This window comes from Frigoribacterium sp. CFBP9029 (assembly GCF_034045305.1).
Lineage (GTDB): Bacteria > Actinomycetota > Actinomycetes > Actinomycetales > Microbacteriaceae > Frigoribacterium.
Genome location: NZ_JAXCWB010000004.1, coordinates 1 through 24811 on the forward strand (window position 1 = coordinate 1; position 24811 = coordinate 24811).

The following is a 24811-nucleotide window of genomic DNA, read 5'->3' on the forward strand; positions in this document are numbered from 1 at the left end:
GCCGGCGCGCCCGCCGCGCGCACCGCGCGCGCCGCGGGCCGCGCGCGCCGCGGGCCGCCCCATCGAAGTGACGCGTCGGGGGGGGGGGGCCTGGCGATGCGCGGCGGGCCCTTTCGGGTCACCTCGATCGGCGGGGCGCGGTGCGTTGCGGCGCGCAGGGGCGCTGCCCAGCACACTGCGCAGCGTGCGTCGAAGTGACGCGTCGGGGGGCTTGGCGGCGCGCGGCGGCCCGTTTCGGGTCACCTCGATCGACACAGGGCGGGCGGCACGGCCCCACGCCCATCGAAGTGACCCAAAGGTGGCCTTCCCGGTGCGCGGCGGGCCCTTTTGGGTCACTTCGATCGAGACAGGGCTGGCGCGGCACGGCCCGGGGCCCATCGAAGTGACGCGTCGGGGGGCTTGGCGGTGCGCGGCGGGCCCTTTCGGGTCACCTCGATCGGGGGGCGCCGCGCAGCGGCGCTGCGCGGGCCTCAGCGGCGTGAGAAGACGTGGTCTGGTTCTCGCCCGTCGAGGGCGCCCGTGTAGAACCCGAGCGAGAACGACTCCGCGAAGAAGCCGTCGAAGTCGCGGTACCCGACGGCGAGGAGTCGTCCGTCGACGTCGAGTTCGAGCATGCCCTGCTCCTCGTCGAGCACAGACCAGGTGCCGTCGGTCGAGATCGAGCTCGGCCGCGGGTCCGCGCGGCAGGCCTCGAGCTCGGGGTCGCCGGCCGATCCGCCGCACGCGAGGGCGGCCGGGAGGTCGTGCGCCTCGAACGTGCCGTCCTCCGACAGGACGATCGCCGCGGCCCCGTCGCCTGAGCTCTCGATCCACGTGCCGGAGAGTCGCTCCGCGAAGGCCTCGGAGCTCCGGTCGCCGACGAACGGGGCACCGGCGCAGGCGCTCAGCACCATCGAGGTCGACGCGATCATGAGCACCGCCAGGGCCCTGCTGCGACTCGGCACCTGATCCGCCCCTCCCCCGGGACTCCTCGGCGACACGATGCACCGGTCACCGGCGACAGTGCCGCGACCCCACCGAGGAGGCGCGCGACAGTAATCGGAGCGAGTGACGGGAATCGAACCCGCGCTACCAGCTTGGGAAGCTGGAGTTCTACCATTGAACTACACTCGCGCACCGCGTCGGACGCGGACCAGTCCACTATAGCGACCCGCGCCTCCTCGGCCGCTCACGACCCCTGCGGTCAGAGGCCGCCGACGCCGACGATGCGGAGGTCGAGCGAGGGCTCGACGAGTTCGGACTCGACGGCGAGACGCCCCAGGAGGCGCTCGGCGACATCGCGCGCGACCCGCGGCCCGGCGGCCTCGTCGCTCACGGCGATGTCGAGTGTGATCCGGGTCTCGGCCTTCGTGACGACGATCCCCACGATCGGAGCCGAGGGCCCCGTCACCGTCGCCACGGCACCCGAGCCGTCCACGACATCTGCCGCACCAGCAGCACCAGCAGCACCCGCCGCACCCGCGGCACCGGCATCCGCCCCACCGCCGAGCCCCGTGCCTCCGCCGACCACGCTCGTCAGTCCGTCGACCGCGCGCCGCACGACCGTGCCGAACCCCGGGCGGGCCTGGACGCGCACGACGCCCGGTGTGCCCGCGGCGAGCGCCCCGAGCTCGGTCGCGAGCTGTGAGAGTCGGCTGTCGTCCATCACAGGCCTCCGTCGGCTTCGTCGTCGAGCTGGTGCACGTCGCGCACCGTCACATCGACACTCTCGACCACGAGCTCGGTCTGCTGCAAGAGGTGTCGGGCGACGGCGTCGCGGACCTCGTCGGCGAGCGGCTGCACGGCCACGCCGTAGAGGGCGCTGATGGCGACGTCGACCGTCACGATCGCGTCGGGCTGCGCGACGTCGCCCACGATGGCGCACGAGATCACGAGCGCCCCGTCGACCGAGTCGCCCGCCTCGCGGATCAGCCCGCGGACGGCCCCCTCGGTGATGTGCAGCGTCGTCCGCTCGTGGGTCGACGTGAGCGGGATCTCGCGGCCCGAGCGCGACTCGAGTCGTACGCGGCTCATGACGTCGGCGATCCACGACGGCGCGGGCGCGGGGGTCGCGGCGACCTCGTCGGTCAGCAGCTGGGCCGAGATGCCGCGCAGCCGCTGCAGCGCGTTGAGCTGGGCGAGCGCCGACGGGTCGTCCTCGATGAGGGGGTCGTAGGGCTGCCGGCCCTCGTCGAGGTAGTCGGCGATCCGCTCGATGCTCACGCCGTCGTCGGGGGCGGCGTCGACGGCCGCGTCGAGCTCGGCCTCGGCGTCGGCTGCGGTCACCGCGTCGCCGGCCGCGGTCGCGTGCTCGGGGTCGAGTCCGTGCGCGATCGCATCGGCGGTCGTCTCGGCGCCGGTGGGCGGCGGGGTCGCGTCGGGAGCCTCCGAGGAGGCGCGGGTCGGCCCGCTCTCGTCGCCGTCGTACCCGGAGGAGCGGGTCGGGTCGTCGCTCATCGCCAGGCCTCCATCTCTCGGGTCAGTGTCTCTCGGGCCCGGGCCAGGAGGCCTCGGACGGCGGTCACGGTCGTGCCGGTGGTCTCGGCGATGTCGGCGTACGACTCGCCTCCGATCTCGCGGAGCGTCCAGACCTGGCGTTGACTCTCGGGCAGTCGACGCAGCGCCGAACGGAGACCCGACATGGCGTCGCCGGTGACGACCGCGCGCTCGGGGTCGTCGCGGCCGCCGGGCTCGCTCGGCAGCTCCAGCTCGTCGACGTCGCTGGCCGGACGCCGCGAGCGCACCAGGTCGAACGACTTGCGCGACACGATCCGCATCATCCAGCCGCGCACGGCGGCCGGCTCGCTGAGGGTCGGCAGCTCGCGCCAGATCGCGATCGAGGCCTCCTGCACGGCGTCGTTCGCATCAGCGCGCGAGCTCGTGAGACGGGTCGCGTAGGCGGTCATCAGACCGAGGTGCCGGCGGAGCAGCTGCTCGAAGGCCCTCTCGTCTCCCTCCGCGGCGCGCGACGCGAGCACCGCGTCGGACGCTTCGGACAGGTCGACCGCCACCGCGCCTCCTCGGCTGGATCCGATCGGGGCGCATCGCTGTGACCCGACCTCCGGTGCTCCGGTAGAACGGAGCGGAACAGAGTGCCGACGGACACCGTGACGATTCGGTCGCGGCATGCGTCTCGTAGACGACTAAACCACGAACGACTCCACCGCACATCCGACAGACAGGATCCGATCATGACCGACACGACTCCCCCCATCGTCACCCCCGCTGCGACCGGCGCCGCGAGCACCCCCGTCGCGGGCACCGCCGCGGCGACCGGCACGGCGCGCGCGACCGGGCGCACCGTCATCGCCGACACCGTCATCTCGAAGGTGGCCGGCATCGCCGCCCGCGCTGTGCCCGGCGTCCACGCGCTCGGCGGCGGCGCCGCACGCGCGTTCGGTGCGATCCGCGACGTGGTCGGCAGCCAGGACCTCGCCCAGGGCGTCCGCGTCGAGGTCGGCGAGACCCAGGTCGCGGCCGACGTGTCGATCGTCGTCGAGTACCCGCTGCCCATGAGCCGGATCGCCGACGACGTGCGCGCCAGCGTCGCCGACGCGATCGAGCAGCTCGTGGGCATGCAGGTCGCCGAGGTCAACGTCGCCGTCGTGGACGTGCACATCGCCGGGGTCGACGACGACGAGGGGTCCGCACCCGTCGCGACCCGCGTCGTCTAGCGGTCAGCGGGAGCCGGGCGTCCGGGCGTCCCCGGGCGTCCGGGCCACCCCGGCCACCCGGGCCACCCGGGCGTCCGTCAGGCCTCAGCGCACGGCGAGGAGGATCTTGCCGCTGTGCCCGCCCGACTCCATGCGCTCGTGCGCGGCCGCCGCGAACTCGAGCGGGAACACGCTGTCGAGCACCGGGCGCACGTCGCCCCGCTCGACGAGCGGCCAGACGTGCTCGCGCACCTGCGCCATGATCTCGCGGCGCTCCTCGAGGGGGCGGGCACGCAGGGTGGTGCCCCAGATGCGGGCGCGCTTGGCCATCAGGCGGCCGACGTCGATGGTGGCGTCGCGGCCGCCCTGAGCGGCGATCACCATGATGCGACCCCCGACGGCGAGCGCGTCGACGTCGCGGGCGAGGTAGTCGCCGCCGACGAGGTCGAGGATCACGTCGACTCCCCGGCCGCCGGTGAGCTCGTGCACGACCTCGACGAAGTCGTCGCTCTTGTAGTCGATGCCGCGGTCGGCGCCGAGCTGCTCGCAGAACTCGACCTTGGCCGGGGTGCCGGCGGTCGCGTACACGGTCGAGCCGAGGGCCTTGGCGAGCTGGATCGCGATCGACCCGACCCCGCTCGATCCGCCGTGCACGAGCAGGGTCTCGCCCGGCTGCAGCTGCGCGTTCATGAACACGTTCGACCAGACGGTCGCGACCGCCTCGGGCAGACCGGCCGACTCGACGAAGTCCATGCCCTTCAGGTACGGCAGCAGCAGCCCCGCGTCGACCGACACGCGGTCGGCGTAGCCCCCGCCGGGCAGCAGGGCCACGACGTGGTCGCCCAAGGAGGCGCTGGTCACCTCGCTGCCGACGGCCACCACCGTGCCGCTCACCTCGAGCCCCGGCCACTCGGGCGCTCCGGCGGGAGACGGGTAGTGCCCCTCGCGCTGGTTCACGTCGGCGCGGTTGACGCCGGCGGCCGCGACGTCGATGACGACCTCGTGCGCTCCGGCGACGGGCTCGGGCACCTCGCTGACGATCAGGGCACGGGGCCCTCCGGGCACGGGGACGGTGACAGCACGCATGCGCCCATCCTCCCCCAACCGGGCTGACCGGGCCTCCCCGCGGTGCCGAGCGCGCCTCCAACCGGGCTGACCGGGCCTCCCCGCGGTCCTGACTAGGCTGGCCGCGTGCTGCTCTCCGACCACGACATCAAGCTCGAACTCGACGCGGGCCGCATCGGCCTCGACCCCTACGACCCGGCGCTGATCCAGCCGTCGAGCATCGACGTGCGGCTCGACCGGCTGTTCCGCCTGTTCGACAACCACAAGTACCCCTTCATCGACCCCGCCGTCGAGCAGCCCGAGCTGACCCGGCTGGTCGAGACGAAGGCCGACGAGCCGTTCATCCTGCACCCGGGCGAGTTCGTGCTCGGCAGCACCTACGAGCTGGTCAGCCTGCCCGACGACGTCGCCGCGCGACTCGAGGGCAAGAGCTCGCTGGGGCGTCTCGGTCTGCTGACGCACTCGACGGCAGGGTTCATCGACCCCGGATTCAGCGGTCACGTGACCCTCGAGCTGTCGAACGTCGCGACGCTGCCGATCAAGCTCTGGCCCGGCATGAAGATCGGGCAGCTGTGCTTCTTCCGGCTCAGCTCGCCGGCCGACCACCCCTACGGCTCGAGCGAGTACGGCTCGCGGTACCAGGGTCAGCGCGGGCCGACGGCGAGCCGGTCGGCGCAGTCGTTCGTGCACACCGACGTCAGCCGCTAGCCCCGCGGCGCGGCGCGGCACCCGCGCCGCGCCAGTTCGGTCGATGAGTCACGACACGCCGCGGCACCCCGAGGAGGCGCGGCGCGTCGTGACTCATCGACTTCGGTAGCGAGACCCCCGGGCCCGGCACAGAGCATGAGAAGGGGGTGCGGGGAGAAACCCGACATCTCGACCCGCACCCCGTGACTCGCGATCCTGAACCGGTCATCGCGAGGCATCAACATCTTGTAACGAATACTCACTTTTGTGAGCGTCCTGGACGAAGAACGAAGTATCAGGACGCCGCGCGAAGGTCAATCCCTTGCACGCTCGCACCTCGCACCCCTGTCGACCCGCGCCTCCTGAGCCCGGCGGCCGCAGCCGTGGCGGCGGCAGCGGCCGCAGCCGTGGCGGCGACTCGTCGTGCGTCAGGACTCGAGGGTCTCGCGCGGCGAGCGGCCGTACGCCTCGAGGTGGAGCGCCGAGAAGCGGCCCGCGTGGGCGAAACCCCAGTTCGCCGCGATGCCCGCGACGGTGTGCCCCAGGGTGGGGTCGCTCGCCAGCAGCTCGTCGTGGGCGCCGCGCAGCCGAGCCTTCCGCAGCTCGGCCATGGGGGTCGAGTCGAGGTGCTTGCGGAACGCGAGCTGCAGCCCGCGCGGGGTCAGCCGGGCGGCCTCGGCGATCTCGGCGACGCCTATGTCGTCGTGCGCGTGCTCGGCCATGAACGTCATCGCGCGGCGCACGGTCGAGGGCAGCAGGGGCCCTTCGCTCCGCTCGTCGAGCCCGACGGCGGTGGTCGAGAACCCCTCGACGAACGCCGCGACCACGGTGCGGAACGCGGCCGACCGCACGAGCTGACTCTCCATCGCCGCGTCGTTGCCGACCAGCTGCCGCAGATGCCCCGACACCGACCGCCAGTGCTTCTGGTGCGCGGGCGAGACGGGGTTCATCGAGGTGAGGTGCAGTCCGCGCGGGGCGGTGAGACCGAGCACGGCGAGCTCCTTCTCGACCGCCTCGCGATCGAGCATGATCTGCGACAGCTCGAGGTGCTCCGACCGGGTGTCCTTGACGCGACTGCTCGAGAAGGCGACGGTCTGGCCCGTCGTGCCCCGCACCTCCTCGACTCCGTCCGAGACGGTCACCCGACCCGCGACGACGGTCGCGATGCTGAAGTACGGGAGGGGGTCGCTGAGGGTCCGCACGACTCCGCCGTACTCGAGGTGACCGACGGCGAAGCGGGATTCGCCGGTGACCGATCGGCGGAACCGGAAGTCGTCGGAGACGGCGGCGTCGAGCGACTGCAGACGGTAGACGCGGTGCAGGATCTCGTGCGCGACGGCGCGGTCGGTCGTCTCGATGCTGCGGACGCGCGGGTCCGCGAAGGGATTCGGTGACATCGGTGTCGGCCCGGGTCGGGTGGTGGCCGCGGCGAACGGGGTCCGGGTTCGCGTGAGCTCGTCGACCTGATCCGTCGACTGGGCGAAGGCTACCGCGGAAACCCGCGCGACAGCAGGCTCCGCACGGGTGGGATCCCGAGCCGCGGGACGGGGCGTAGCGTCGCCGACATGGACTACAGAACTCTGGGAAACAGCGGCGCCTCCGTGTCGGAGCTGACACTCGGCACCATGACCTTCGGCGCCGAAGCCGACGAGACCACCTCCTTCGCCCTGCTCGACGCCTTCGTCGCGGCGGGCGGCACCCTGGTCGACACCGCCGACGTGTACAGCGCGGGCGTGTCGGAGGAGATCATCGGGCGCTGGCTCGCGAAGCACCCGACCGAGGAGGCGCAGGTCGTGCTCGCGACGAAGGGGCGGTTCCCGATGGGGGCCGGCCCGAACGACGTCGGGCTGTCGCGCCGTCACCTCGCGACCGCCCTCGACGCCTCCCTCACCCGGCTCGGCGTCGAGCACGTCGACCTCTATCAGATGCACGCGTGGGACCACCTGACGCCGATCGACGAGACCCTGCGGTTCCTGGACGACGCCGTCAGCGCGGGCAAGATCGGCTACTACGGCTTCTCGAACTACCTCGGCTGGCAGGTGAGCAAGGCCGTCGGTCGCGCCGCGGCCCTCGGCTTCACGCCGCCCGTGACCCTGCAGCCGCAGTACAACCTGCTCGTGCGCGACATCGAGCACGAGATCGTGCCGGCCTCGCTCGACGCCGGCATCGGCCTGCTGCCGTGGTCGCCCCTGGCGGGCGGCTGGCTGAGCGGCAAGTACACCCGCGACCAGGCCCCGACCGGCGCCACCCGCCTCGGCGAGGACCCGAAGCGCGGAATGGAGGCCTGGGAGGCTCGGAACGCGGACGAGCGCACCTGGGCCGTCCTCGACGAGGTCACCTCGATCGCCGCCGCCCACGACGCGTCGGCGTCGCAGGTCTCGCTCGCGTGGCTGCTGCGTCAGCCCGCGGTGACGTCGGTCATCCTGGGCGCGCGGTCGGTCGAGCAGCTCTCCGACAACCTCGGGGCGTCGGACGTCGCGGTCGCGCTGACCGACGACGAGGTCGCCCGCCTGTCGGCCGCCAGCGCCCCGCGGATCGACGACTACCCGTACGGCACCGCCGGGGTCGCGCAGCGCGACCGCAAGCTCGCCGGCGGCCGCTAGCCGCTCGCGCCGCCCCTGCCGCGCGCTTCGCCGCAGCGCCCGGCGCCGGCGACAGCGCGCTACACCCCGTTTTCGGCGCTACACCCGGATCTTCCGGGGTGTTGCGCCGAGAACGGGGTGTCGCGCTGAGCGGCGGCGGCGCCGGCGGCGGCGCTCAGCGGTGCAGCGAGCGGGTGGCGCCGACACGACCGCGCGCCACCCGCACGGCCACCGTCACGCCGAGCACGACGACCGCCGCGATGATCGCCGCGACGCCGGCCACCGTGTTCTCGGGTTCGCCGAGCAGACGGCCCACGGCGATCCACGACAGGCCCCAGCTCAGCGACAGGGCGGGGGCGATGCGCCCGCGCCCGGCGAAGGCGATCGCGACGCCGACCAGGGCCGCGACCCCGAGCACCACGGCCGACCAGAAGCCCGCCGGCAGACCGAAGCCGTCGAAGCCGGCGTCGACGAACCCGGCGGCCACGTTCGCGACCGTCGCCACGCTGACCCAGCCGAGGTAGAGGCCGAAGGTGCCGTCGGTCACGACCGCGTCGACCCAGCCGCTCGAGGCGGTGTGGAAGCAGATGACGAAGATGCGCGCCAGCACGAGCAGCAGCGCGACGATCACTGCCGCGCCCAGCCAGACGCTGCCGAGCTGCACGGCCGCGAAGAGCCAGCCCGCGTTCAGCAGCATCGAGGCGGCGACCCAGTAGCCGAGGCGGCGGTGCCGCGTGACGGCCCGCTGACGCGGCAGGGCCTGGTAGACGGCGTAGGCGACGAGGCCGAGGTAGATGACGCTCCAGATGCTGAACGCGGTGGTCGCGGGGGCGACGGTCGTGGCGGTGGCGCTGAGGGCTCCCCCGGCGGCGTCGGCGACCGCGGTGCCGCCGAAGGCGCCCGAGCCGACGGCCGCGAGCACGATCGCGACGACCGCGCTGACCAGCACGACGATCTGGCGGACGACGTCGGCGCCGGTGGCGGGCGAGGCGCCGGTGGCGGGCGAGTCGCTCGTGGCGCGCGAGTCGCCCGCCGCGGGCGACGGGGTGCGGGCGTGGCTGCTGGTCTGCGGGTCGGAACTCATGCGGACGACGCTAGTCGCGCCTCCTGCAGATTTCTCTTAGCAACTAAAACAATCAGCGACCTGTCAGGCGGCGGGCTTCCAGCGACGCAGCAGCTGGGCGTTGAGCGCGACGATCACGGTCGACAGGCTCATCAGCACCGCGCCGGCCGCGGGCGAGAGGACGAAGCCGACCCCTGCCAGGACTCCGGCGGCGAGCGGCACCGACAGCACGTTGTAGCCGGCGCCCCAGACGAGGTTCTGGATCATCTTGCGGTAGCCGACCCGCGACAGTGAGATGACCGACAGCACGGCCCGCGGGTCGTTCGAGGCGAGCACGACGCCGGCCGACTCGACGGCGACGTCCGTCCCGGCGCCGATCGCGATGCCCACGTCGGCGCGGGCGAGCGCCGGAGCGTCGTTCACCCCGTCGCCCACCATGGCGACCTTCTGGCCGCGCTGCTGGAGCTCGGCCACGCGGGCGTCCTTCTCATCGGGGCGCACCTCGGCGAACACCTCGTCGATGCCGAGCTCGCGCCCGACGGCCTCGGCGACGGGCCGGGCGTCGCCGGTGATCATGGCGACGCGCACGCCCGCCTCGTGCAGACGTCGCACCGCCTCGGCCGACTCGGGGCGCACCTCGTCGCGGAGGGCGAAGGCCGCCTCGACCGCGCCGTCGCGCACGAGGTAGAGCACGGTCGCGCCCTCGTCGGACCACGATGCGGTCGCGGAGGCGATCTCGTCGGGCACCTCGTGGTCGCCGTCGCGCAGCAGACCCGGGCCGCCGACCGCGACCCGCACGCCGTCGATCGTGCCCTCGACGCCGCGTCCCGTGACGGTGCGGAAGTCGGTGACGTCGACCCGCGCCTCCTCGGGTCGGGCCTGAGGCGACTCGGCCGCGGCGCGGACGATCGCCCGGGCCAGAGGGTGCTCGCTGTCGCGCTCGACGGCGGCCGCGAGGCGGAGCGCGGCGTGCCGGTGGTGGTCGGAAGAGGCGGAGGCGGAGGAGGCGGCGGCGGAGGAGGCGGAGGCGGCGGAGGCGGCGGAGGCGGCGGTGGCGGTGCCGGAGGCCGAGGAGGCGGTCGTCACGTCCGTCACGACCGGCTCGCCCCGCGTGAGGGTGCCCGTCTTGTCGAACAGGACGGTGTCGACCAGACGCATGCGCTCGAGGGCGAGGCGGTCTTTGACGAGGACTCCGGCGCGCGCGGCGCGTTCCGTCGAGATGGCGATCACGAGCGGGATCGCGAGGCCGAGGGCGTGCGGGCAGGCGATGACGAGCACGGTGACCGTGCGCGTGATGGCCTGGTCGACGTCGCCGATCAGCAGCCAGACGACGAAGGTGATGACACCCGCGCCCGCGGCGAACCAGAACAGCAGGGCGGCGGCCCGGTCGGCGAGCGCCTGAGCGCGCGACGACGACGCCTGCGCCTCGGCCACGAGACGGCGGATCCCGGCGAGCGCCGTGGCCTCGCCGACCGCCTCGACCCGCACGCGCAGGGTGCCGTCGGTGGCGACCGTTCCGGCGACGACGCGGTCGCCGACAGCGCGGGAGACCGTGCGGGACTCGCCCGTGATCATCGACTCGTCCATCGCGGCCTCGCCGTCGTCGATGCTGCCGTCGGCGGGGACCCTCCCGCCCGAGCGGACGAGCACGACATCGCCGACCGCCAGCTCGGCGATCGCGACGGGCTCGGTGTCGCCTGTGGCGGGGGTGGCGTTGGCGTTGGCGTTGGCGGTGTCGCCGGTGGCGGGGGCGGCGTGGGCGGTGTCGCCGGTGCCGGGGGCGGTCGCGGCGGGGGCGGTCGCGGCGGCGTGGGTGGCGGCGGGTGCGACGACGCGGTCGGCGGTGTCGGGCAGCAGCGCCGCGAGGGCGTCGAGGGCTCCGGAGGCGGCGCCGAGCGCCCGCATCTCGATCCAGTGGCCGAGCAGCATGATGACGACGAGGAGGGCGAGCTCCCACCAGAAGTCGAGGTCGAGCCCGCCGATGCCGAGCTGGGTCGCCCAGCTCGCGGCGAAGGCGACGGTGATCGCCATCGCGATGAGCAGCATCATGCCGGGCTGCTTGGCGCGGGCCTCGGCGACCCCTCCGCTGAGGAACGGCCAGCCGCCCCAGAAGAACAGGAACGTGCCGAGCACCGGCGAGATCCACGTCGAGCCGGGGAACTCGGGCACGTCGTAGCCGAGCAGCCCCGCGAACATCGAGCTGAAGACGATCACCGGGATCGCCACGACCAGACTCACCCAGAACTTGTCGCGGAACTGCGCCGCGTGATCGCCGTGCCCGCCGTGGCCGGCGTGACCGTGTCCGCCGTGCCCGTGTCCGCCGTGCCCAGCGTGCGCGTCGTGACCGGCGTGCGCGTCGTGGGCGGCGTGGTCGTCGTGACCCGCACCTCCTGCGTGGTCGGCGTGCGGGGTGCTGTCAGGGTGCCCGGTGCTCATACACATACCCTAGGGGGGTATACGTCAGACCGCCAGCATCCGGTCGATCCCGAGTCGAGGAGGCGCGGCGCGGCAACCCCTGCCCGTCGCGCCGGTCAGCCCCCGACCGGAGGCCCGACCACGAGCAGCACGACGAACACGACCACGACACCGGCGACGAGCAGCCCCAGGGCGAGCCCGAGGTGCGTGAGCATCCAGCGCAGCAAGCGGTCGAGCGGGCGGCGATCGCGCGGGTCATCGGTGGCGGTGCGTCGCCAGTCGCCGCGGAGTCGCCCGCTGCGGTCGATCCAGCGCTCGATCGGGACCGACGCGTACGGCACGACGGCGCTCGCCAGCGCGGCCAGCGTGACACCGAGCGACCAGCGCTGGTTGACCGCGACGACGACCCCGGCGACGAGATACGCCAGGAACACGAAGCCGTGGATCGGCCCGGCGACGCTGACCGGCCAGTCGCCGACGCGGGCGACGTACTTCAGCAGCATGCCGCCGATCAGCAGCGACCAGGTCACCACCTCGGCGACGGCGAACGAGCGGAAGAGGGTGCGAGGCGACACGAGTTGCTCCTGGTCAGGGGCCGACGGGGTACTGCGTCCATGCTCGCAGCCCCCGCCTGGGCGTGCGCCCGCGCGCCGCGGCGCGGCGCGCTGCGCGCCTCCCCTCCCCGAACGAAGTGACCCGAAACGGCCCCTCACCCGCTTGGAAGCCCCCTATTGCGTCACCTCGATGACGCGGTACGGGGCGCAGGGGGCGGCGGGCTCCCTGGGGGTCGACCCGCGCCTCCCGCACCTCCCGCCCGAACGAAGTGACTCGAAACGGGGCCTGGGGCGCCAGGAGGCCACGCTTTGCGTCACCTCGATGGGGCCGCGCGCAGGCGGGGGCCGCCGGCGCCGAACGATGTGACGCGGAACGGGCGCTGGGGCACCGGGAGGCCGCGCTTTGCGTCACCTCGATGAGGCGGGACGGGGCGGGACGCGGGGCGCAGGGGGCGGCGGGCTCCCTGGGCGCCGACCCGCACCTCCCACCCGAACGAAGTGACTCGAAACGGGGCCTGGGGCGCAGGGAGGCCACGCTTTGCGTCACCTCGATGGGGCGGCGCGCGGACGGGGGCCGCCGGCGCCGAACGATGTGACGCGGAACGGGCGCTGGGGCACCGGGAGGCCGCGCTTTGCGTCACCTCGATGGGGCGGGACGGGGCGGGACGCGGGGCGCAGGGGGCGGCGGGCTTCCTGGGCGCCGACCCGCACCTCCCACCCGAACGAAGTGACTCGAAACGGGGCCTGGGGCGCAGGGAGGCCACGCTTTGCGTCACCTCGATGAGGCCGCGCGCAGGGAGGCACCTGCGCCGAACGAAGTGACTCGAAACGGGGCCTGGGGCACCGGGAGGCCGCGCTTTGCGTCACCTCGATGAGGCGGGGCGGGGTTGGGGGCGCAGGGGGCGGGGCGCTGCCTGGGTGCCGAACCGCGCCTCCTTGGTTGGGTGGGGGCATGACGACACTCGCGATCATCGGAGCAGGCAAGGGGCTCGGCGCTGCCGTCGCCCGACGATTCGGCCGGGAGGGCTTCAGCGTCGCGCTGATCTCTCGGCACCAGGGGCGGCTCGACGCGCTGGCCGCCGAGCTCGGCGCCGACGGCGTCACGGCTCAGGGCTTCACCGCCGACGTGCGCGACCCCGCGAGCCTCGCAGCCGCGCTGGAGCAGGCGACCGAACAGCTCGGGCCGATCCAGGTGCTGCAGTACAGCCCCCTGCCGCAGAAGGACTTCATGCGCCCCGTGCTCGAGACGACGCCGGCGGACCTCGTCGGGCCGATCGAGTTCTCCGTCTACGGACCCGTCGCGGCCGTGCACCAGGTGCTGCCGGGCATGCGGTTCCTGCCCGGAGGCGGCGGCACGATCCTCTTCGTCAACGGCGGCTCGGCCGTCACCCCCGGCAAGAACCTCACCGGCACGTCGATCGCGTTCGCCGGCGAGACCGCTTACGCGCAGCTGCTGCACGAGGTGCTGGCCGACGAGGGGATCCACGTCGCGCAGCTGATCATCCCCGGCGGCATCGACCCGCAGAGCGAGGGCAAGAACCCCGACGCCCTGGCCGAGCTGCTCTGGCAGCAGCACGTCTCGCGGAGCACGTTCCGCACCACCGCCCCCGAGGCCTAGCCCGCCCGGCGCTGCGTGCGCCGCCGCCCGCCGCCCGCCACCCGCCACCCGCCACCCGCCACCCGCCGCCCGCCGCTACCGGCGCTGCCGGCGCCGCGTCACACCCCGGAAGCCGCGCCACACCCTGAGAGATCGGGGTGTGGCGCGGCGTTCGGGGTGTGGCGCGACTCTCGAGGGCGGAGAGACGAGCAGAGGCCCACGTGCACGCACGAGGGCCTCTGTGTTCTCGCCGAAGAGAGGGTGGAGCGGGATCGACTAGCGGGCGTCGATCGAGAACTGCACCGGCGCGGGCAGGTCGGCGATGTGCAGCGTGTACGTCGTCACCGCACCGGCGGGTGCCGCGAGGTCGAGAGTGACCGACTCGCCGTTCAGCCAGCTGCCGGTGACGAACCGGCCCTGTGCATCCGTGATCATGAAGCTCGCGAAGAGCGAACCGTGGATGGTCACCGCGGCGCGGCCGTCCGCGATGTCGCCGACGACGACCGTGCCCGGAGCCGGCGTGCCGGGCTCACCGGGGTCGCCGGGCTCACCCGGGTCGCCGGGGTCACCGGGCTCACCGGGCTCACCGGGGTCACCGGGCTCGCCGGGGGTCTCGCCCTCGTCGGTGCGGTCGATGACGAGGGGCTGGCTCTCGACGACCGTGCTGTAGCCCTCGCGCAGCTCGAGGGTGAAGGCCGTCTTCACCCCGGCCGGGGCCGGGAGCGACACACGGCCGACGCCGTCGGTGCCGAAGGCGTCGAGGCCGTACGAGTCGCCGGAGGCGTCGACGACGCTCCAGATCTGGCCCGCGGGGCCGGCGAGGGTGACCGTGGCGTAGCCCTCGATCACGGCGCCGACGCTGTAGGAGACGCGGAAGTCGCCGGGGATGCCGGGCTCCTCCGGCGTCTCCGGGTCGACGGGCGCCTCAGGGTCGACCGGCACCTCAGGGTCGACCGGCACCTCGGGGTCGACCGGCGTGCCGGGGTCGACGCCCTGGCGCGGGTCGACGCGCCACTCGGAGAGGTAGGGGACGCCGTCGACGACGGAGCGGACGGTGAACACGTTCTCGCGGTCGTTCGCCACGCGGATCGAGACCGTGTTGCGGCCCGAGGCGTCGAGCAGGGTGCGGGTCTCGACACCGCGCTCGTTGACGAAGGCGACGAGCGCGTGGGGCGCGCCCTGGACGGAGACCTCGACGGCGCCGTCGCTGACGCCGAGGAGGGTGATGGCGGGCCGCTCGGCCGTGCCGTCGCCGATGGTCGAGGCGATCGTCGCCGACGCGGTCGACGAAGCCGAGGAGTCGGGGCTCGCGGCGAACGCGGGCCCGGCGACGAGGGAAGCGAGGACGACGCCGGCGGTGCCGATCGTCGCGAGGCAGGTTCTGGCAGTGGACATGGTGCTCCTTGTGTCAGGCGCATCCGACGGACGCGCTGACCGGAATGCTACACGCGACATACTGGGCGTTATGGACGGCGGGTGCGGACCTGTGGACAACCGCCGCGGCCGGCACAGCCGACGCGGCCCGCCCCGTCACACGCCGCCGAAGCGCTCCGTGCGCACGCGGGTCGGCGCGCGCCCGAGCTCGACCAGCCACCCCGCGACGGCCTCGACGAACGAGTTCGCCCCGCAGACGTAGACGAGCGGGTGCTCGGCGGCGGGCAGCACGAACGACTCGAGCTCGCCGCGGGTCAGCCGGCCGGCCGGCCGCGCCTCCCCCTCCGGCACCTCGCGCGTGTAGACCCAGTCGACCCGCAACCCCGCCCCGCCGGTACGAGCACCGGCACCCGCACCCGCACCCGCCTCAGCACCAGCACCAGCAGCACCACCAGCCCCCGAGGAGGCGCGCACGGCCTCGTCGAGCTCCCCCGCGAACCAGCGCGACCGCGGGCCGCGCACCGAGGCGAGCAGACGGAACGGAGGCGCGTCGCTGCTCCGCGAGCGCACCATCGCCATGAGCGGAGCGAGGCCCGACCCGCCGCCGATCAGCTGCACGGGCGCCTCGCGCACCGGTGTCGCCCCCTCCGGCTCGGGCAGCACGGCGTGCACGGCGGAGCCGGGCTCGAACTCGGTCGGCGGCCAGACGAACCAGCCGCCGATCGGGCCACGGACCTCGATCGGGTCGCCGGGCTCGGCGGCGTCGACGAGGTAGGGCGACACCTCGCCGTCGTCCATCCGCTCGACCGTCACCTCGATCTGCGGGGCGCGACCCGCGCCTCCCGGGCCGGCGGGAACCGGGCTCGCATCGGCGACGCGACCCGCGCCTCCTGGGCTCGCGGGATCCGCACCCGTCTCGGCGAGGCGACCCGCGCCTCCTCCGGGCCGTCGGGAGCCGCGCACATCCGACAGCGAGTACGAGCGCACGGCCGTGTACCCGTCGTCGGCGGTGAGCCGCAGATCCACGTGCTGCCCGGCTCGAGCCGGCCGCAGACCCGGCACCGCGATCGTCAGCGACCGCGCCCGCCCGGTCTGCGGGGACGCTGCGACGATCGTGCCGGGCAGCCAGTCGAACGAGTCACCGACGGGGCTCACGCGTAGCGCTCCTCCTTCCAGGGGTCGCCGTGGGGGTGGTAGCCCATGCTCTCCCAGAAGCCGCGACGGTCGGTGGCCATGGTCTGCAGGCCCTGCAGCCACTTGGCGCTCTTCCAGAAGTACAGCCCGGGCACGAAGAGGCGCGCGGGCCCGCCGTGCTCGGCGTGCAGCGGCTGCCCCTCGTAGGTGTCGACCACCCACGCCTTGCCGCCCAGCAGCTCGGTGAGCGGCAGGTTGGTCGTGTAGCCGCCGTGACTGGTGGCCATCGCGAACTCGTGCTGCGTGTCGAGCCCGTCGAAGAGCGTGTCGATCGAGACGCCGCGCCAGTGGGTGCCGAGCTTGCTCCAGCTCGTGACGCAGTGGATGTCGGTCTCGATGTCCTCGTGCGGCAGCGCCTGGAAGTCGGCCCAGCTGAGCGAGCGCTGCGCCGTCTCCGTCGCGATCTGGAGCTCCCACCGCTTGATGTTCGGCGTCGGCCCGGCCGACAGCACGGGGAACCCGTTCTCGAGGTACTGCCCCGGTGGGAGGCGCGGGTCGGCTGCGCGCCGCCTGCCGAGCCCGGTGAATCCGGCCATGGTGCGCCTCCTGGGTGCTGGTGTTCGGTCTCTCGTCGCCCCCAGCTTCGCACCACCACGGCGTCGCCGTATCTGCGATCACGCTGGGAGAACGTTGACCCCGACATGGGTGGAGGTCGTACGGTGGACGGAGGTCAACTCGAAAGGACCCCACATGGCTGAGTACACCCTTCCCGATCTCCCCTACGACTATGCAGCGCTCGCGCCGCACATCAGCGCGAAGATCATGGAGCTGCACCACTCCAAGCACCACAACACGTACGTGACCGGCGCGAACACGGCCAACGCCGCCCTCGCTGAGGCCCGTGAGACCGGCAACCTCGCCAACGTCAACAAGCTCGAGAAGGACCTGGCCTTCAACCTCGGCGGCCACGTCAACCACTCGATCTTCTGGACGAACCTGACCCCCGAGACCGGCGAGCCCACCGGCGACCTGCTCGAGGCCATCGGCTCCGAGTTCGGCGACCTCGAGAAGTTCAAGGCGCACTTCACCGCGACGGCGCTCGGCGTGCAGGGCTCCGGCTGGTCGGTGCTCGCGTACGACGTGCTCGGCGAGAAGCTCAGCGTCTTCCAGCTCTTCGACCAGCAGGGCAACGTGCCGTTCGGCCTCGTGCCGCTGCTGATGCTCGACGTCTGGGAGCACGCCTACTACCTCGACTACCAGAACGTCCGCGCCGACTACGTCAAGGCCTTCTGGAACATCGTCAACTGGGACAACGTCGCCGCCCGCTACGCCGCCGCGACCACCAAGACGCAGGGTCTGCTGACCGGCTTCTGATCCGGTACCCCGCAGCCGCATCGCTGCTCTCGAGGGCGCATCCGCTTCGGCGGGTGCGCCCTCGTCGTCTCCTCCACAGACCCCCGTCGTGCGCCCCCGGGTTGAAAACGGCCCCGAGGAGGCGCGGTGCACCCCGACCCTCCCCTAACGTGACGGCATGACGAACGTACGGCGGTGGCAGCGGCACGTCGCCGCGCCGGTCGCCGCGGTCGTCTACTTCGCGTTCTGGGTGGCGAGCACCTGGGGCAACGGCGGCGTCGCCGACAACGCCGTCGTCTTCGGTCTGTTCGCGATGGCGATCGGGCTGGCCTACTGGATGCCCGTCACGGCCCTCGTGCTGGTCGTCGTCGTGCCCGTGCTGCAGCTGTTCGGCGTCGTCGAGGCCCCGCGAGAGGACACCTGGGGCGCCTACGTGGCCATCGCCCTGGTGATGTTCTTCGTCGCCGTGCGCCCCTCGCCGTGGCTGCGTCTCGCGGCCCTGCTGATCGCGGCCGGCGTCGCCGCGCTCGGCGCCTGGCTGCTCGCCGTGCCGACCATCACACGCCCCTACGTCTGGAGCAGCTGGGTCGGCACGGGCGCCGCCGGCGGGCTCCGTCTCGAGTTCTCGCTGCTGACGGCGGCGCTCTTCGGCGTCTTCGCCGGGGCGTGGGCGATCGGCGTGGCGTTCGCGAGCATCCGGCGCGTGCTGGTCATCCGGCAGGCGCTCGAGGCCACCGAGACCCGGTTCGAGGCGACCGACTTCGAGCTCCGCATCGCTCAGGAGCGCGCCCGCATCTCGCGCGACGTGCACGACGCGCTGGCGCACTCGCTGGCGGTCGTCGTCTCGCAGGCGCAGGGGGCGATCGCGTTGCAGCACACCCGACCCGAGGTGACGGCCGAGTCGCTGCAGAACATCGCCGAGGTGGGTCGCACGGCCCTGCTCGACGTGCGGCGCCTCGTCGAGCGGATCACGCAGGACGATGACGTCACGGCGCCCCGCGAGACCCTCGCCGACATCGAGGGGCTCGTCTCGGCGATGCGCGAGGTCGGCATGGACATCGGCGTCACCGAGGAGGGCGAGCCCGGCGAGCTGGCGCCGTCGCAGCAGCTCGCCGTCTACCGCATCGTCCAGGAGAGCCTGACGAACGCCCTCAAGCACGCCGGCACGACGAGCAAGGTCGTGATCGCCATGGACTGGCGGGGGCCCGGCCTGTCGCTGCTGGTGACCTCGCGGGGTCGCGGCGCCCCGCTCGTGGCCGCCCGCACCGGGGTCGACCGCGGCGCCGGGGTGCGCGGCATGGTCGAGCGGGCGCGCCTGGCCGGCGGGTGGCTGACCGCGCAGCCGTCGAGCGACGGCACCGGGTTCGAGGTGACCGTCTTCGTGCCGACCAGACGTCGGCCCGACTCGGCCCGCACCTCCGGCGCCTCGACGGGCAACTACCCGCGCACGCTGCTCGACGGGACGGGTGCGGGTTCGTCGGCCCCGCCTGCTGCGGCCGCGCCTGCTCCCGCTGCACCTGCACCCGCTGCACCTGCGGCTGCGCCGGCGCCTACGCCTGCACCCGCGCCTTCCGCTGCTCCGCCCGCTCCTCACGAGAGAGACCCTCATGCCTGACCTCACCGAGCCGACCCGCGCCATCCGCGTCGCCGTCGTCGACGACCAGCCGCTCTTCGCCTCGGGTCTGCGGATGCTGATCGAGGCGCAGCCCGACCTCGCTTGCGTCGGCACGGCCGTCGACGGGCGCGAGGCGCTCGAGCTCGTCGCCCGCGAGTCGCCCGACGTCGTGCTGATGGATCTCCGCATGCCGGTGATGAACGGGCTCGAGGCGACGGCGCGCATCCTCGAGGGGGTCTCGCCCGACGATCTGCCGCGGGTCGTGGCGCTGACGACGATCCAGCGGGACGAAGCGGTGTTCGGGGCGCTGAAGGCCGGGGCGTACGCGTTCCTCACGAAGGACGCGACGCCCGACGACGTCATCACGACGATCCGTGCGGCGTTCGCAGGCGACCCGGTGCCGACCGCGGGGGCCGCCCTCGACGTCGTGCACGAGTTCGCCGTGCCGCCGACCGCGCCACCCCGGGTCGACCCGCTCGCGCCCCTGTCGCCCCGCGAGCGCGAGATGTTCACGCTCGTCGCGAAGGGCCTGAGCAACACCGAGATCGCGACGGAGGCGTACCTCAGCGAGGCGACGGTGAAGAGCCACGTGCGCTCGGTGCTGCAGAAGCTGGGGATGCGCAACCGGGTGCAGATCGTCGTCTTCGCGTACGAGAACGGCGTGGTGTCCGGGCCCGACCGGAGGCGCGGGTGAGCAGCCGAGAGCAGCTCGCCAAGCGGATCACCGCGGTCGCCGTCGGGGTCGTCGTCGCCGGGGTGATCGCGGTCGGCATCCCCGCCAATGCGGCCTACACGCTGCCGAGCCCGCCCGAGCAGGACCGCACGGAGTGGCTGATGCCGCTCGACGCCTACATCGGCCCGAGCACGACGAGGCTGACCTACGCCGAGGAGCTGCTGATCGAGCCGTGCCTGCAGGCGGCGGGATTCGAGGGGGTCGAGGTTCCGTGGCGGGACGTCGACGCCGCGACGAACGCCCTCGAGTCGCAGCCGGTGCGGGCGTTCGATCTGACCGACGCCCGGGCGCGCGGCTACCACGTGGCGCCGACCGACGACCCGGGTGCGACGGCCTGGCGCACCTACTCGACGACGGTGTTCGCCGATCCCGTGTTCGACGCCCGGATGAGGTGCGGCGACCAGGTGCTGACGGAGCACCCCGAGCTGGCACAGGACGACCTGACGTCGTCGATCGCCATCCGGCTCGGCGACGCCGCGTTCTCGGAGGCGCGGCGCGACGACCGCGTGCTCGACACCGCCGACGAGTGGCGGAGCTGCCTGATCGACGCCGACGTCTTCGACGTGGGGCCGTTCGCGACGGAAGCGCTGGCCGAGACCCTGCCGCGCTCGCCCGCGGGGATGCCGACGATCGACATGGCGGCCGAGTTCGGGTCGGACGACCCGTCGTCGCCGATCAGCAGCGACGAGATCCGCCTGGCGACGGCCGACGCGGCCTGCCGGGAGTCGTCGGGGTATCTGGAGGCGCTGTACCAGGCCGAATGGCAGCGGCAGCTGACGGTGCCGCACGACTACGGCGAGGTGCTGGCCCAGGTCGACGTCGAGGGCATCGCGGCCGCGACGCGGACCGTCGAGCGGGTGCTCGAGACGCGCACGCCCGCACGGCGGTGACGGGGGCGGGGCTGTGCGGAGGCGCGGCGGTGCGGGGATGCGGGGGCGCGACTGTGCGGCGAGGTCATCCCCCTTTGCGGGGGCTGCACATTCGTGCGGCCGGTCTCTAAACTGCGACCAGAGGAACAGCAGGGGAGCGGGGGCGACCTGTCGGCCTGATCGACTCTACGCCCGGAGCCGTTCAGGCCGGCGGGTCACACCGGTCACGCGGGGCAGGGCTAGCCTGTCCGGGTGAGCGACTCCTCCGGCACGACCGGCCCCGACGCGGGTCTCGTGTTCGGCCTCGTCGTCCGGGCCATGGCGAGCGGCACGCTGCTCGGCATCGCCGTGGTCGTCATCATCGCGATCGTGTCGTCGATCGGGGCACCCGCCGGGGTGTCGACGTCGTCGTACCTGTTCGCCGCACCCGTCGCCGGCTTCGTCGGCGCGCTCGTCGCCCTCCTCGCCGTCACCGTCGCCCTCATCACGGTCCGCCTGGTCGACCCGCACCGCCGACACCCCCGTCGCCGCATCACACTCGGAGCGATCACCGCCGGGCTCGCCGTCGGTGCCGCCGCCCTGGCCGCCGATTCCCCCGGCTTCACCGTCCCACCCTGGGCGGCCATGGTCGGAGCCGTCGCCACCGGCGCCTTCGCCGTCCGCAGCCTCGTGCGCTACGAGCGGCTGCGACGCGCACCCGACGCACCGCGCCCCTCCGGCGAGGGCTAGCGGCGCACCCCGGCCTCGGGCGCCGCCCCGGCCGCAGCTCCGGTGGCGGCACCGGTGCCGGCGCCGCCCTGCGGGACGACACCCGCGGTGCCGACCTCCGCCGCGCCTCCTGCAGGGGCTTCCGAGTCCGCCGCAGACCGAGCACCCCGCTCCGGCACGGCTCGCACCACGCGGCTCGCGTAGAGCACCCCGCCGACCACGACCACGCCCGCCACGAGCTCGACCACGTCGGGCACCTCGTCGAAGGCGAGCCATGACGCCAGCACGCCGATCACCGGGACGAGCATCGAGAACGGCGCGACGGTGCTCGACGGATACGTGGCGAGGAGGCGCGTCCACAGCCCGTAACCGAGCACCGTCGCGACGAGCACCACGTAGAGCAGCCCCACGATCGACGGCAGCGCGTCGAGGGTGAACAGCGTCGCGAACGTCTGGCCGATCCGTTCCGGGCCCTCGACGACGAACGACAGCGCCAGCATCGGGATCGGCGGCACGACCGACATCCACAGCGTCAGATGCAGCGGGTTCGGAGCGGCGGCCCGCCGCACCGCCACGTTGCCGAGCGCCCAGCCGAGCGCCGCGCAGAGACACAGCACGACGGGCAGCAGCGCCGCGACCTGAGACCGGTGCACCGCGATCACGGCCAGCGCCAGCACCGCCACGCCGATGCCGATCGCCTGGCGTCGCGTGATGCGCTCGCGCAGCCAGATGCCCGCGATCACCACGGTGAACGGCGCCGACGCCTGCAGCACGAGCGATGCGAGGCCCGACGGCATGCCCGCCTCCATCCCGAGGTACAGGAACCCGAACTGCAAGATGCCGAGGGCGAACCCGACCATCAGGAGGCGCGGCCACGGGATCGCCGGACGCGGCACCAGCAGCAGGGTCGGCACCGCCAGCAGAGCGAAGCGCACCGCGACCAGGAGGAACGGCGGGAAGTGCTCGAGCGCCAGCGCCGTCATCGGGAAGTTCACACCCCAGCAGACCGCGACGACGAGGGCGAGGAGGCGGTCGCGGGGGCTCATGGCTCCATGCTGGCGGATGCCTCGTTGCAGGACCAGCGCGCATCTCCGCGGTGACCTTGTAGCCTCCCTTCATGGACGTGCAGCATCTCGAACTCCTCCGCGAACTCGACGAACGCGGCAGCGTCACGGCCGTCGCCGCCGCCACGCACCGATCGCCGAGTGCCGTGTCGCAGCAGCTCAAGACCCTGCAGCGCCAGCTCGGCGTCGAGCTGGTGCAGCGGGTCGGACGCGGGGTGCGACTGACGGAGGCGGGGCAGGCGCTCGCGCGCGCCTCCTTGGCGGTGTCGACGGCGGTGGCCGAGGCGGAGGCGACGCTCGAGGCGGTGCGGACCGGCGCGACGGGCGTCGTGCGGCTCGCGGTGTTCCCGTCGGCGGCCGAGCTGCTGCTGCCCGGGTTCGTGACGCGGATGCGGGCCCACGCCGGCATCGAGGTCGAGATCGACGACCGCGACGTGAGCGAAGACGAGTTCGCCCGGCTGACCGCGGACTTCGACGTGGTGGTGGGGCACCGGTCGGACGGGGTCGCGCCTCCTGATCGGTCGCGGCTGGCGATCGTGGCGCTGCTGCGCGAGCCGCTCGAGGTGGCGATGCCGCTCGATCACCCGCTGGCGGGGCGGGAGCGGGTGACGCTCGGCGACGTGATCGGCGAACCGTGGATCGGCGTTCCGGTCGGGTTCCCGATCGACCGCGTGCTGACGGCGATGGCGCTGCGGGCGGGCGTGACGCCGGACGTGGTGCACCGCAGCACGCATCTGCCGCTGCTCGAGAACATGGTGGCCGCGGGGCACGGGATCGCGCTCGTTCCGCGGCACACGTCGGCGGGGCGCGCACGGGGGCGGTTCCATCTGGCGACGCTCGAGGAGGTGCGCGCCGGGCGGCACATCGAGGCGCTGATGCGGCCGGACCGGGCCGTGCGACCGGCGGTGCGCGTCGTGGTCGACGAGCTGCTGGCGGAGGCGCGGGTGACGGAGGCGGCCTCCGAGGAGGCGCGGGTCGCCAGCGCCGTGGTCAGCTCAGGCGGAGCGGACGAGGCGGACGCGCCGGGCGCAGTGGCCTAGCGGACGCCCTGCGTGGCGAGGTAGGCGACGGGGTCGGTGGCGAGCCCGTTCTGACGGACCTCGAGGTGCAGGTGGCAGCCCGTCGAGCCGCCGGCCGTGCCGACGCCCGCGATGTTCTGACCGGGGGTCACGGTCTGACCCTGCGACACGAAGATGCCCGACGACTCCATGTGCCCGTAGGCGCTGCTGATGCCGTTGCCGTGATCGATGATCACGAGGTTGCCGTACCCGCCGGCGGGGCCCGCGTACGAGACGGTGCCGGCGGCGATCGAGTAGATCGGCGTGCCGCACGAGGCGCCGAAGTCGGCGCCGGCGTGCAGCTTGTACTGGCCCGTGATCGGGTGCACGCGGTAGCCGTACGCCTGGTACGAGCCGAACGAGCGGATCGCGGCGACCCAGCCGGTGCCGGGGTCGGGCTGCGTGGTGCCGGGGCCGGAGCCCGCACCGACGCTGATCGGACCGGTGCCCGCGGCGCCGGCCTCGAGCTTCGCCTGGGCGGCCGCCGCCTCGGCGGCCTGCGCCTGGGCGAAGGCCTGCTCCATCGAGATGCGGTCGTCTTGCAGCACGACGAGCTGGGCGGCCAGCGTGGCCTTCTCGGTGTCGATCTTCGCCGCGTCGGCCTTGGCGGCCTCGTTGGCGGTGACGGCCTCGTCGAGGGCGGCGTCGGCCTCGTCGGTCAGGCGGTCGCGCTCGTCGAGGGCGACCTTGGCCTGGTCGGCGAGCGAGGTCGCGAGGTTGTCGGCGGCGATGGCGCGATCACGCAGAGCGTCGAGGTTCTCGCCGACCTTGCTCGACATGCTGAGGCCGCGGAGGGTGTCTTCGGCGCCGGCACCGGACGACAGCAGGTCGCTGAGGGTGCCGGTGCTGGTCGGGCGGGCGAGCATCGCGGCGGCCTGACCGACGACGATCTCGGACGAGGCGGACTGCTCACGGGCCTCGTCGGCCTTCTTCTGGATGGCGGCGTAGGTCGCGTTGGCCTCGTCGGCGGCGGCCTGCGCGTCGACGAGCACCTCACCGGCGGCGTCGGCGGCCTTCTGGGCGTCGGCGGCACGGTTCGTGGCCGCCTCGAGTGCGGCCTCGACGTCGGCGATGGCGTCTTTCTTGGCCGTCTCGGAGCTGCGGGCCTCTTCGATCTGAGCCCAGGTGGGGGCGGCGGCCTGAGCCTGAGCGGGGACGGCGAGGAGCGAGGCGACGCTGAGCCCGACGACGGCGATCGCGGTCGTGACGGCACGTCGGCCCCGGGAGGCGCGGGTCGACCCGGAGAGGTCGGGGCGCGTGGTGAGGCGGTGCATGCTTCTCAGTCTCGATCAGAACGGCTGGGACATC

At 73.4% G+C, this 24811-nt stretch carries 24 protein-coding genes and 1 tRNA gene; 10 read left to right on the forward strand and 15 right to left on the reverse strand.

What is annotated here, in order from left to right:
* Positions 1 to 470: 470 nt before the first annotated feature.
* The 5 genes from SOM11_RS06635 to SOM11_RS06655 all read right to left on the reverse strand — a co-directional run bounded on the left by SOM11_RS06635 (position 471) and on the right by SOM11_RS06655 (position 2990).
* Positions 471 to 944, reverse strand: a complete 474-nt coding sequence (locus SOM11_RS06635) for a hypothetical protein (RefSeq protein WP_320477564.1) — start codon at positions 942 to 944, stop codon at positions 471 to 473.
* A 98-nt stretch (positions 945 to 1042) separates the two neighbouring features.
* Positions 1043 to 1113, reverse strand: a tRNA-Gly gene (locus tag SOM11_RS06640).
* Between the two features lie 70 nt (positions 1114 to 1183).
* On the reverse strand, positions 1184 to 1645 hold the full coding sequence (locus SOM11_RS06645) for a hypothetical protein (protein WP_320477565.1): 462 nt from the start codon (positions 1643 to 1645) through the stop codon (positions 1184 to 1186).
* Positions 1645 to 2436, reverse strand: a complete 792-nt coding sequence (locus tag SOM11_RS06650; RefSeq protein ID WP_320477566.1) for an Asp23/Gls24 family envelope stress response protein — start codon at positions 2434 to 2436, stop codon at positions 1645 to 1647. Before SOM11_RS06650 ends, SOM11_RS06645 begins: the two co-directional genes overlap by 1 nt.
* Positions 2433 to 2990 (reverse strand): RNA polymerase sigma factor, encoded by a 558-nt coding sequence (locus SOM11_RS06655; protein ID WP_320477567.1) that lies wholly within the window; start codon positions 2988 to 2990, stop codon positions 2433 to 2435. The genes SOM11_RS06650 and SOM11_RS06655 overlap by 4 nt, the downstream gene beginning before the upstream one ends.
* A gap of 180 nt (positions 2991 to 3170) precedes the next feature.
* On the opposite strand from SOM11_RS06655, the gene SOM11_RS06660 reads away from it, so the two are divergent.
* Positions 3171 to 3653, forward strand: coding sequence for an Asp23/Gls24 family envelope stress response protein (locus SOM11_RS06660; RefSeq protein WP_320477568.1), 483 nt, complete (start codon positions 3171 to 3173; stop codon positions 3651 to 3653).
* An 84-nt stretch (positions 3654 to 3737) separates the two neighbouring features.
* Here the strand turns inward: SOM11_RS06660 and SOM11_RS06665 are convergent, their stop codons facing one another.
* Positions 3738 to 4718 (reverse strand): NAD(P)H-quinone oxidoreductase, encoded by a 981-nt coding sequence (locus SOM11_RS06665; RefSeq protein WP_192061694.1) that lies wholly within the window; start codon positions 4716 to 4718, stop codon positions 3738 to 3740.
* Positions 4719 to 4823: 105 nt separating this feature from the next.
* Here SOM11_RS06665 and dcd point away from each other — a divergent pair, with 105 nt between their 5' ends.
* Positions 4824 to 5405 (forward strand): dCTP deaminase, encoded by a 582-nt coding sequence (gene dcd, locus SOM11_RS06670; RefSeq protein WP_192061693.1) that lies wholly within the window; start codon positions 4824 to 4826, stop codon positions 5403 to 5405.
* Between the two features lie 407 nt (positions 5406 to 5812).
* Here dcd and SOM11_RS06675 read toward each other — a convergent pair whose 3' ends face one another.
* Positions 5813 to 6781, reverse strand: coding sequence for an AraC family transcriptional regulator (locus SOM11_RS06675; RefSeq protein WP_192061692.1), 969 nt, complete (start codon positions 6779 to 6781; stop codon positions 5813 to 5815).
* Between the two features lie 168 nt (positions 6782 to 6949).
* Between SOM11_RS06675 and SOM11_RS06680 the strand changes: the two genes are divergently transcribed.
* Positions 6950 to 7987: an aldo/keto reductase gene (locus SOM11_RS06680; protein ID WP_192061691.1), complete on the forward strand. Its 1038-nt coding sequence runs from the start codon at positions 6950 to 6952 to the stop codon at positions 7985 to 7987.
* Between the two features lie 154 nt (positions 7988 to 8141).
* Here SOM11_RS06680 and SOM11_RS06685 read toward each other — a convergent pair whose 3' ends face one another.
* From SOM11_RS06685 to SOM11_RS06695, 3 genes are all read right to left on the reverse strand, one after another.
* Positions 8142 to 9050: a TspO/MBR family protein gene (locus tag SOM11_RS06685; RefSeq protein WP_320477569.1), complete on the reverse strand. Its 909-nt coding sequence runs from the start codon at positions 9048 to 9050 to the stop codon at positions 8142 to 8144.
* Positions 9051 to 9113: 63 nt separating this feature from the next.
* On the reverse strand, positions 9114 to 11465 hold the full coding sequence (locus SOM11_RS06690; protein ID WP_320477570.1) for a heavy metal translocating P-type ATPase: 2352 nt from the start codon (positions 11463 to 11465) through the stop codon (positions 9114 to 9116).
* 95 nt (positions 11466 to 11560) lie between these two features.
* Positions 11561 to 12019 carry a DUF3817 domain-containing protein gene (locus tag SOM11_RS06695; protein WP_320477571.1) on the reverse strand — a complete coding sequence of 153 codons (459 nt, stop codon included), beginning with the start codon at positions 12017 to 12019 and terminating at the stop codon, positions 11561 to 11563.
* A gap of 931 nt (positions 12020 to 12950) precedes the next feature.
* Here SOM11_RS06695 and SOM11_RS06700 point away from each other — a divergent pair.
* On the forward strand, positions 12951 to 13616 hold the full coding sequence (locus SOM11_RS06700; RefSeq protein ID WP_055798758.1) for an SDR family NAD(P)-dependent oxidoreductase: 666 nt from the start codon (positions 12951 to 12953) through the stop codon (positions 13614 to 13616).
* A 255-nt stretch (positions 13617 to 13871) separates the two neighbouring features.
* Here the strand turns inward: SOM11_RS06700 and SOM11_RS06705 are convergent, their stop codons facing one another.
* The 3 genes from SOM11_RS06705 to SOM11_RS06715 all read right to left on the reverse strand — a co-directional run bounded on the left by SOM11_RS06705 (position 13872) and on the right by SOM11_RS06715 (position 16699).
* Positions 13872 to 14990 carry a collagen-like protein gene (locus SOM11_RS06705; protein WP_320477572.1) on the reverse strand — a complete coding sequence of 373 codons (1119 nt, stop codon included), beginning with the start codon at positions 14988 to 14990 and terminating at the stop codon, positions 13872 to 13874.
* Between the two features lie 135 nt (positions 14991 to 15125).
* On the reverse strand, positions 15126 to 16124 hold the full coding sequence (locus SOM11_RS06710; protein ID WP_320477573.1) for a hypothetical protein: 999 nt from the start codon (positions 16122 to 16124) through the stop codon (positions 15126 to 15128).
* The gene (locus tag SOM11_RS06715; RefSeq protein ID WP_192061686.1) at positions 16121 to 16699 is read right to left on the reverse strand and encodes a molybdopterin-dependent oxidoreductase; all 579 of its coding nucleotides are present in this window, start codon (positions 16697 to 16699) and stop codon (positions 16121 to 16123) included. The genes SOM11_RS06710 and SOM11_RS06715 overlap by 4 nt, the downstream gene beginning before the upstream one ends.
* Before the next feature lie 154 nt (positions 16700 to 16853).
* Between SOM11_RS06715 and SOM11_RS06720 the strand changes: the two genes are divergently transcribed.
* The 5 genes from SOM11_RS06720 (at position 16854) to SOM11_RS06740 (ending at position 21402) form a co-directional block, all read left to right on the forward strand.
* Positions 16854 to 17477, forward strand: coding sequence for a superoxide dismutase (locus tag SOM11_RS06720; protein WP_243215559.1), 624 nt, complete (start codon positions 16854 to 16856; stop codon positions 17475 to 17477).
* A gap of 157 nt (positions 17478 to 17634) precedes the next feature.
* Positions 17635 to 19071, forward strand: coding sequence for a sensor histidine kinase (locus SOM11_RS06725; RefSeq protein ID WP_320477574.1), 1437 nt, complete (start codon positions 17635 to 17637; stop codon positions 19069 to 19071).
* Positions 19064 to 19765, forward strand: coding sequence for a response regulator (locus SOM11_RS06730; protein WP_192061683.1), 702 nt, complete (start codon positions 19064 to 19066; stop codon positions 19763 to 19765). Before SOM11_RS06725 ends, SOM11_RS06730 begins: the two co-directional genes overlap by 8 nt.
* On the forward strand, positions 19762 to 20694 hold the full coding sequence (locus tag SOM11_RS06735; RefSeq protein ID WP_320477575.1) for a hypothetical protein: 933 nt from the start codon (positions 19762 to 19764) through the stop codon (positions 20692 to 20694). The genes SOM11_RS06730 and SOM11_RS06735 overlap by 4 nt, the downstream gene beginning before the upstream one ends.
* Positions 20695 to 20925: 231 nt before the next feature.
* Positions 20926 to 21402, forward strand: coding sequence for a hypothetical protein (locus tag SOM11_RS06740; RefSeq protein ID WP_243215566.1), 477 nt, complete (start codon positions 20926 to 20928; stop codon positions 21400 to 21402).
* Here SOM11_RS06740 and SOM11_RS06745 read toward each other — a convergent pair.
* The gene (locus SOM11_RS06745) at positions 21399 to 22427 is read right to left on the reverse strand and encodes an EamA family transporter (RefSeq protein WP_320477576.1); all 1029 of its coding nucleotides are present in this window, start codon (positions 22425 to 22427) and stop codon (positions 21399 to 21401) included. The genes SOM11_RS06740 and SOM11_RS06745 overlap by 4 nt on opposite strands.
* Positions 22428 to 22498: 71 nt before the next feature.
* Between SOM11_RS06745 and SOM11_RS06750 the strand changes: the two genes are divergently transcribed.
* On the forward strand, positions 22499 to 23485 hold the full coding sequence (locus tag SOM11_RS06750; RefSeq protein WP_320477577.1) for a LysR family transcriptional regulator: 987 nt from the start codon (positions 22499 to 22501) through the stop codon (positions 23483 to 23485).
* Here SOM11_RS06750 and SOM11_RS06755 read toward each other — a convergent pair.
* Complete coding sequence (locus SOM11_RS06755; protein WP_320477578.1) at positions 23482 to 24777, reverse strand: M23 family metallopeptidase; 1296 nt, start codon at positions 24775 to 24777, stop codon at positions 23482 to 23484. The genes SOM11_RS06750 and SOM11_RS06755 overlap by 4 nt on opposite strands.
* Between the last annotated feature and the right edge of the window lie 34 nt (positions 24778 to 24811).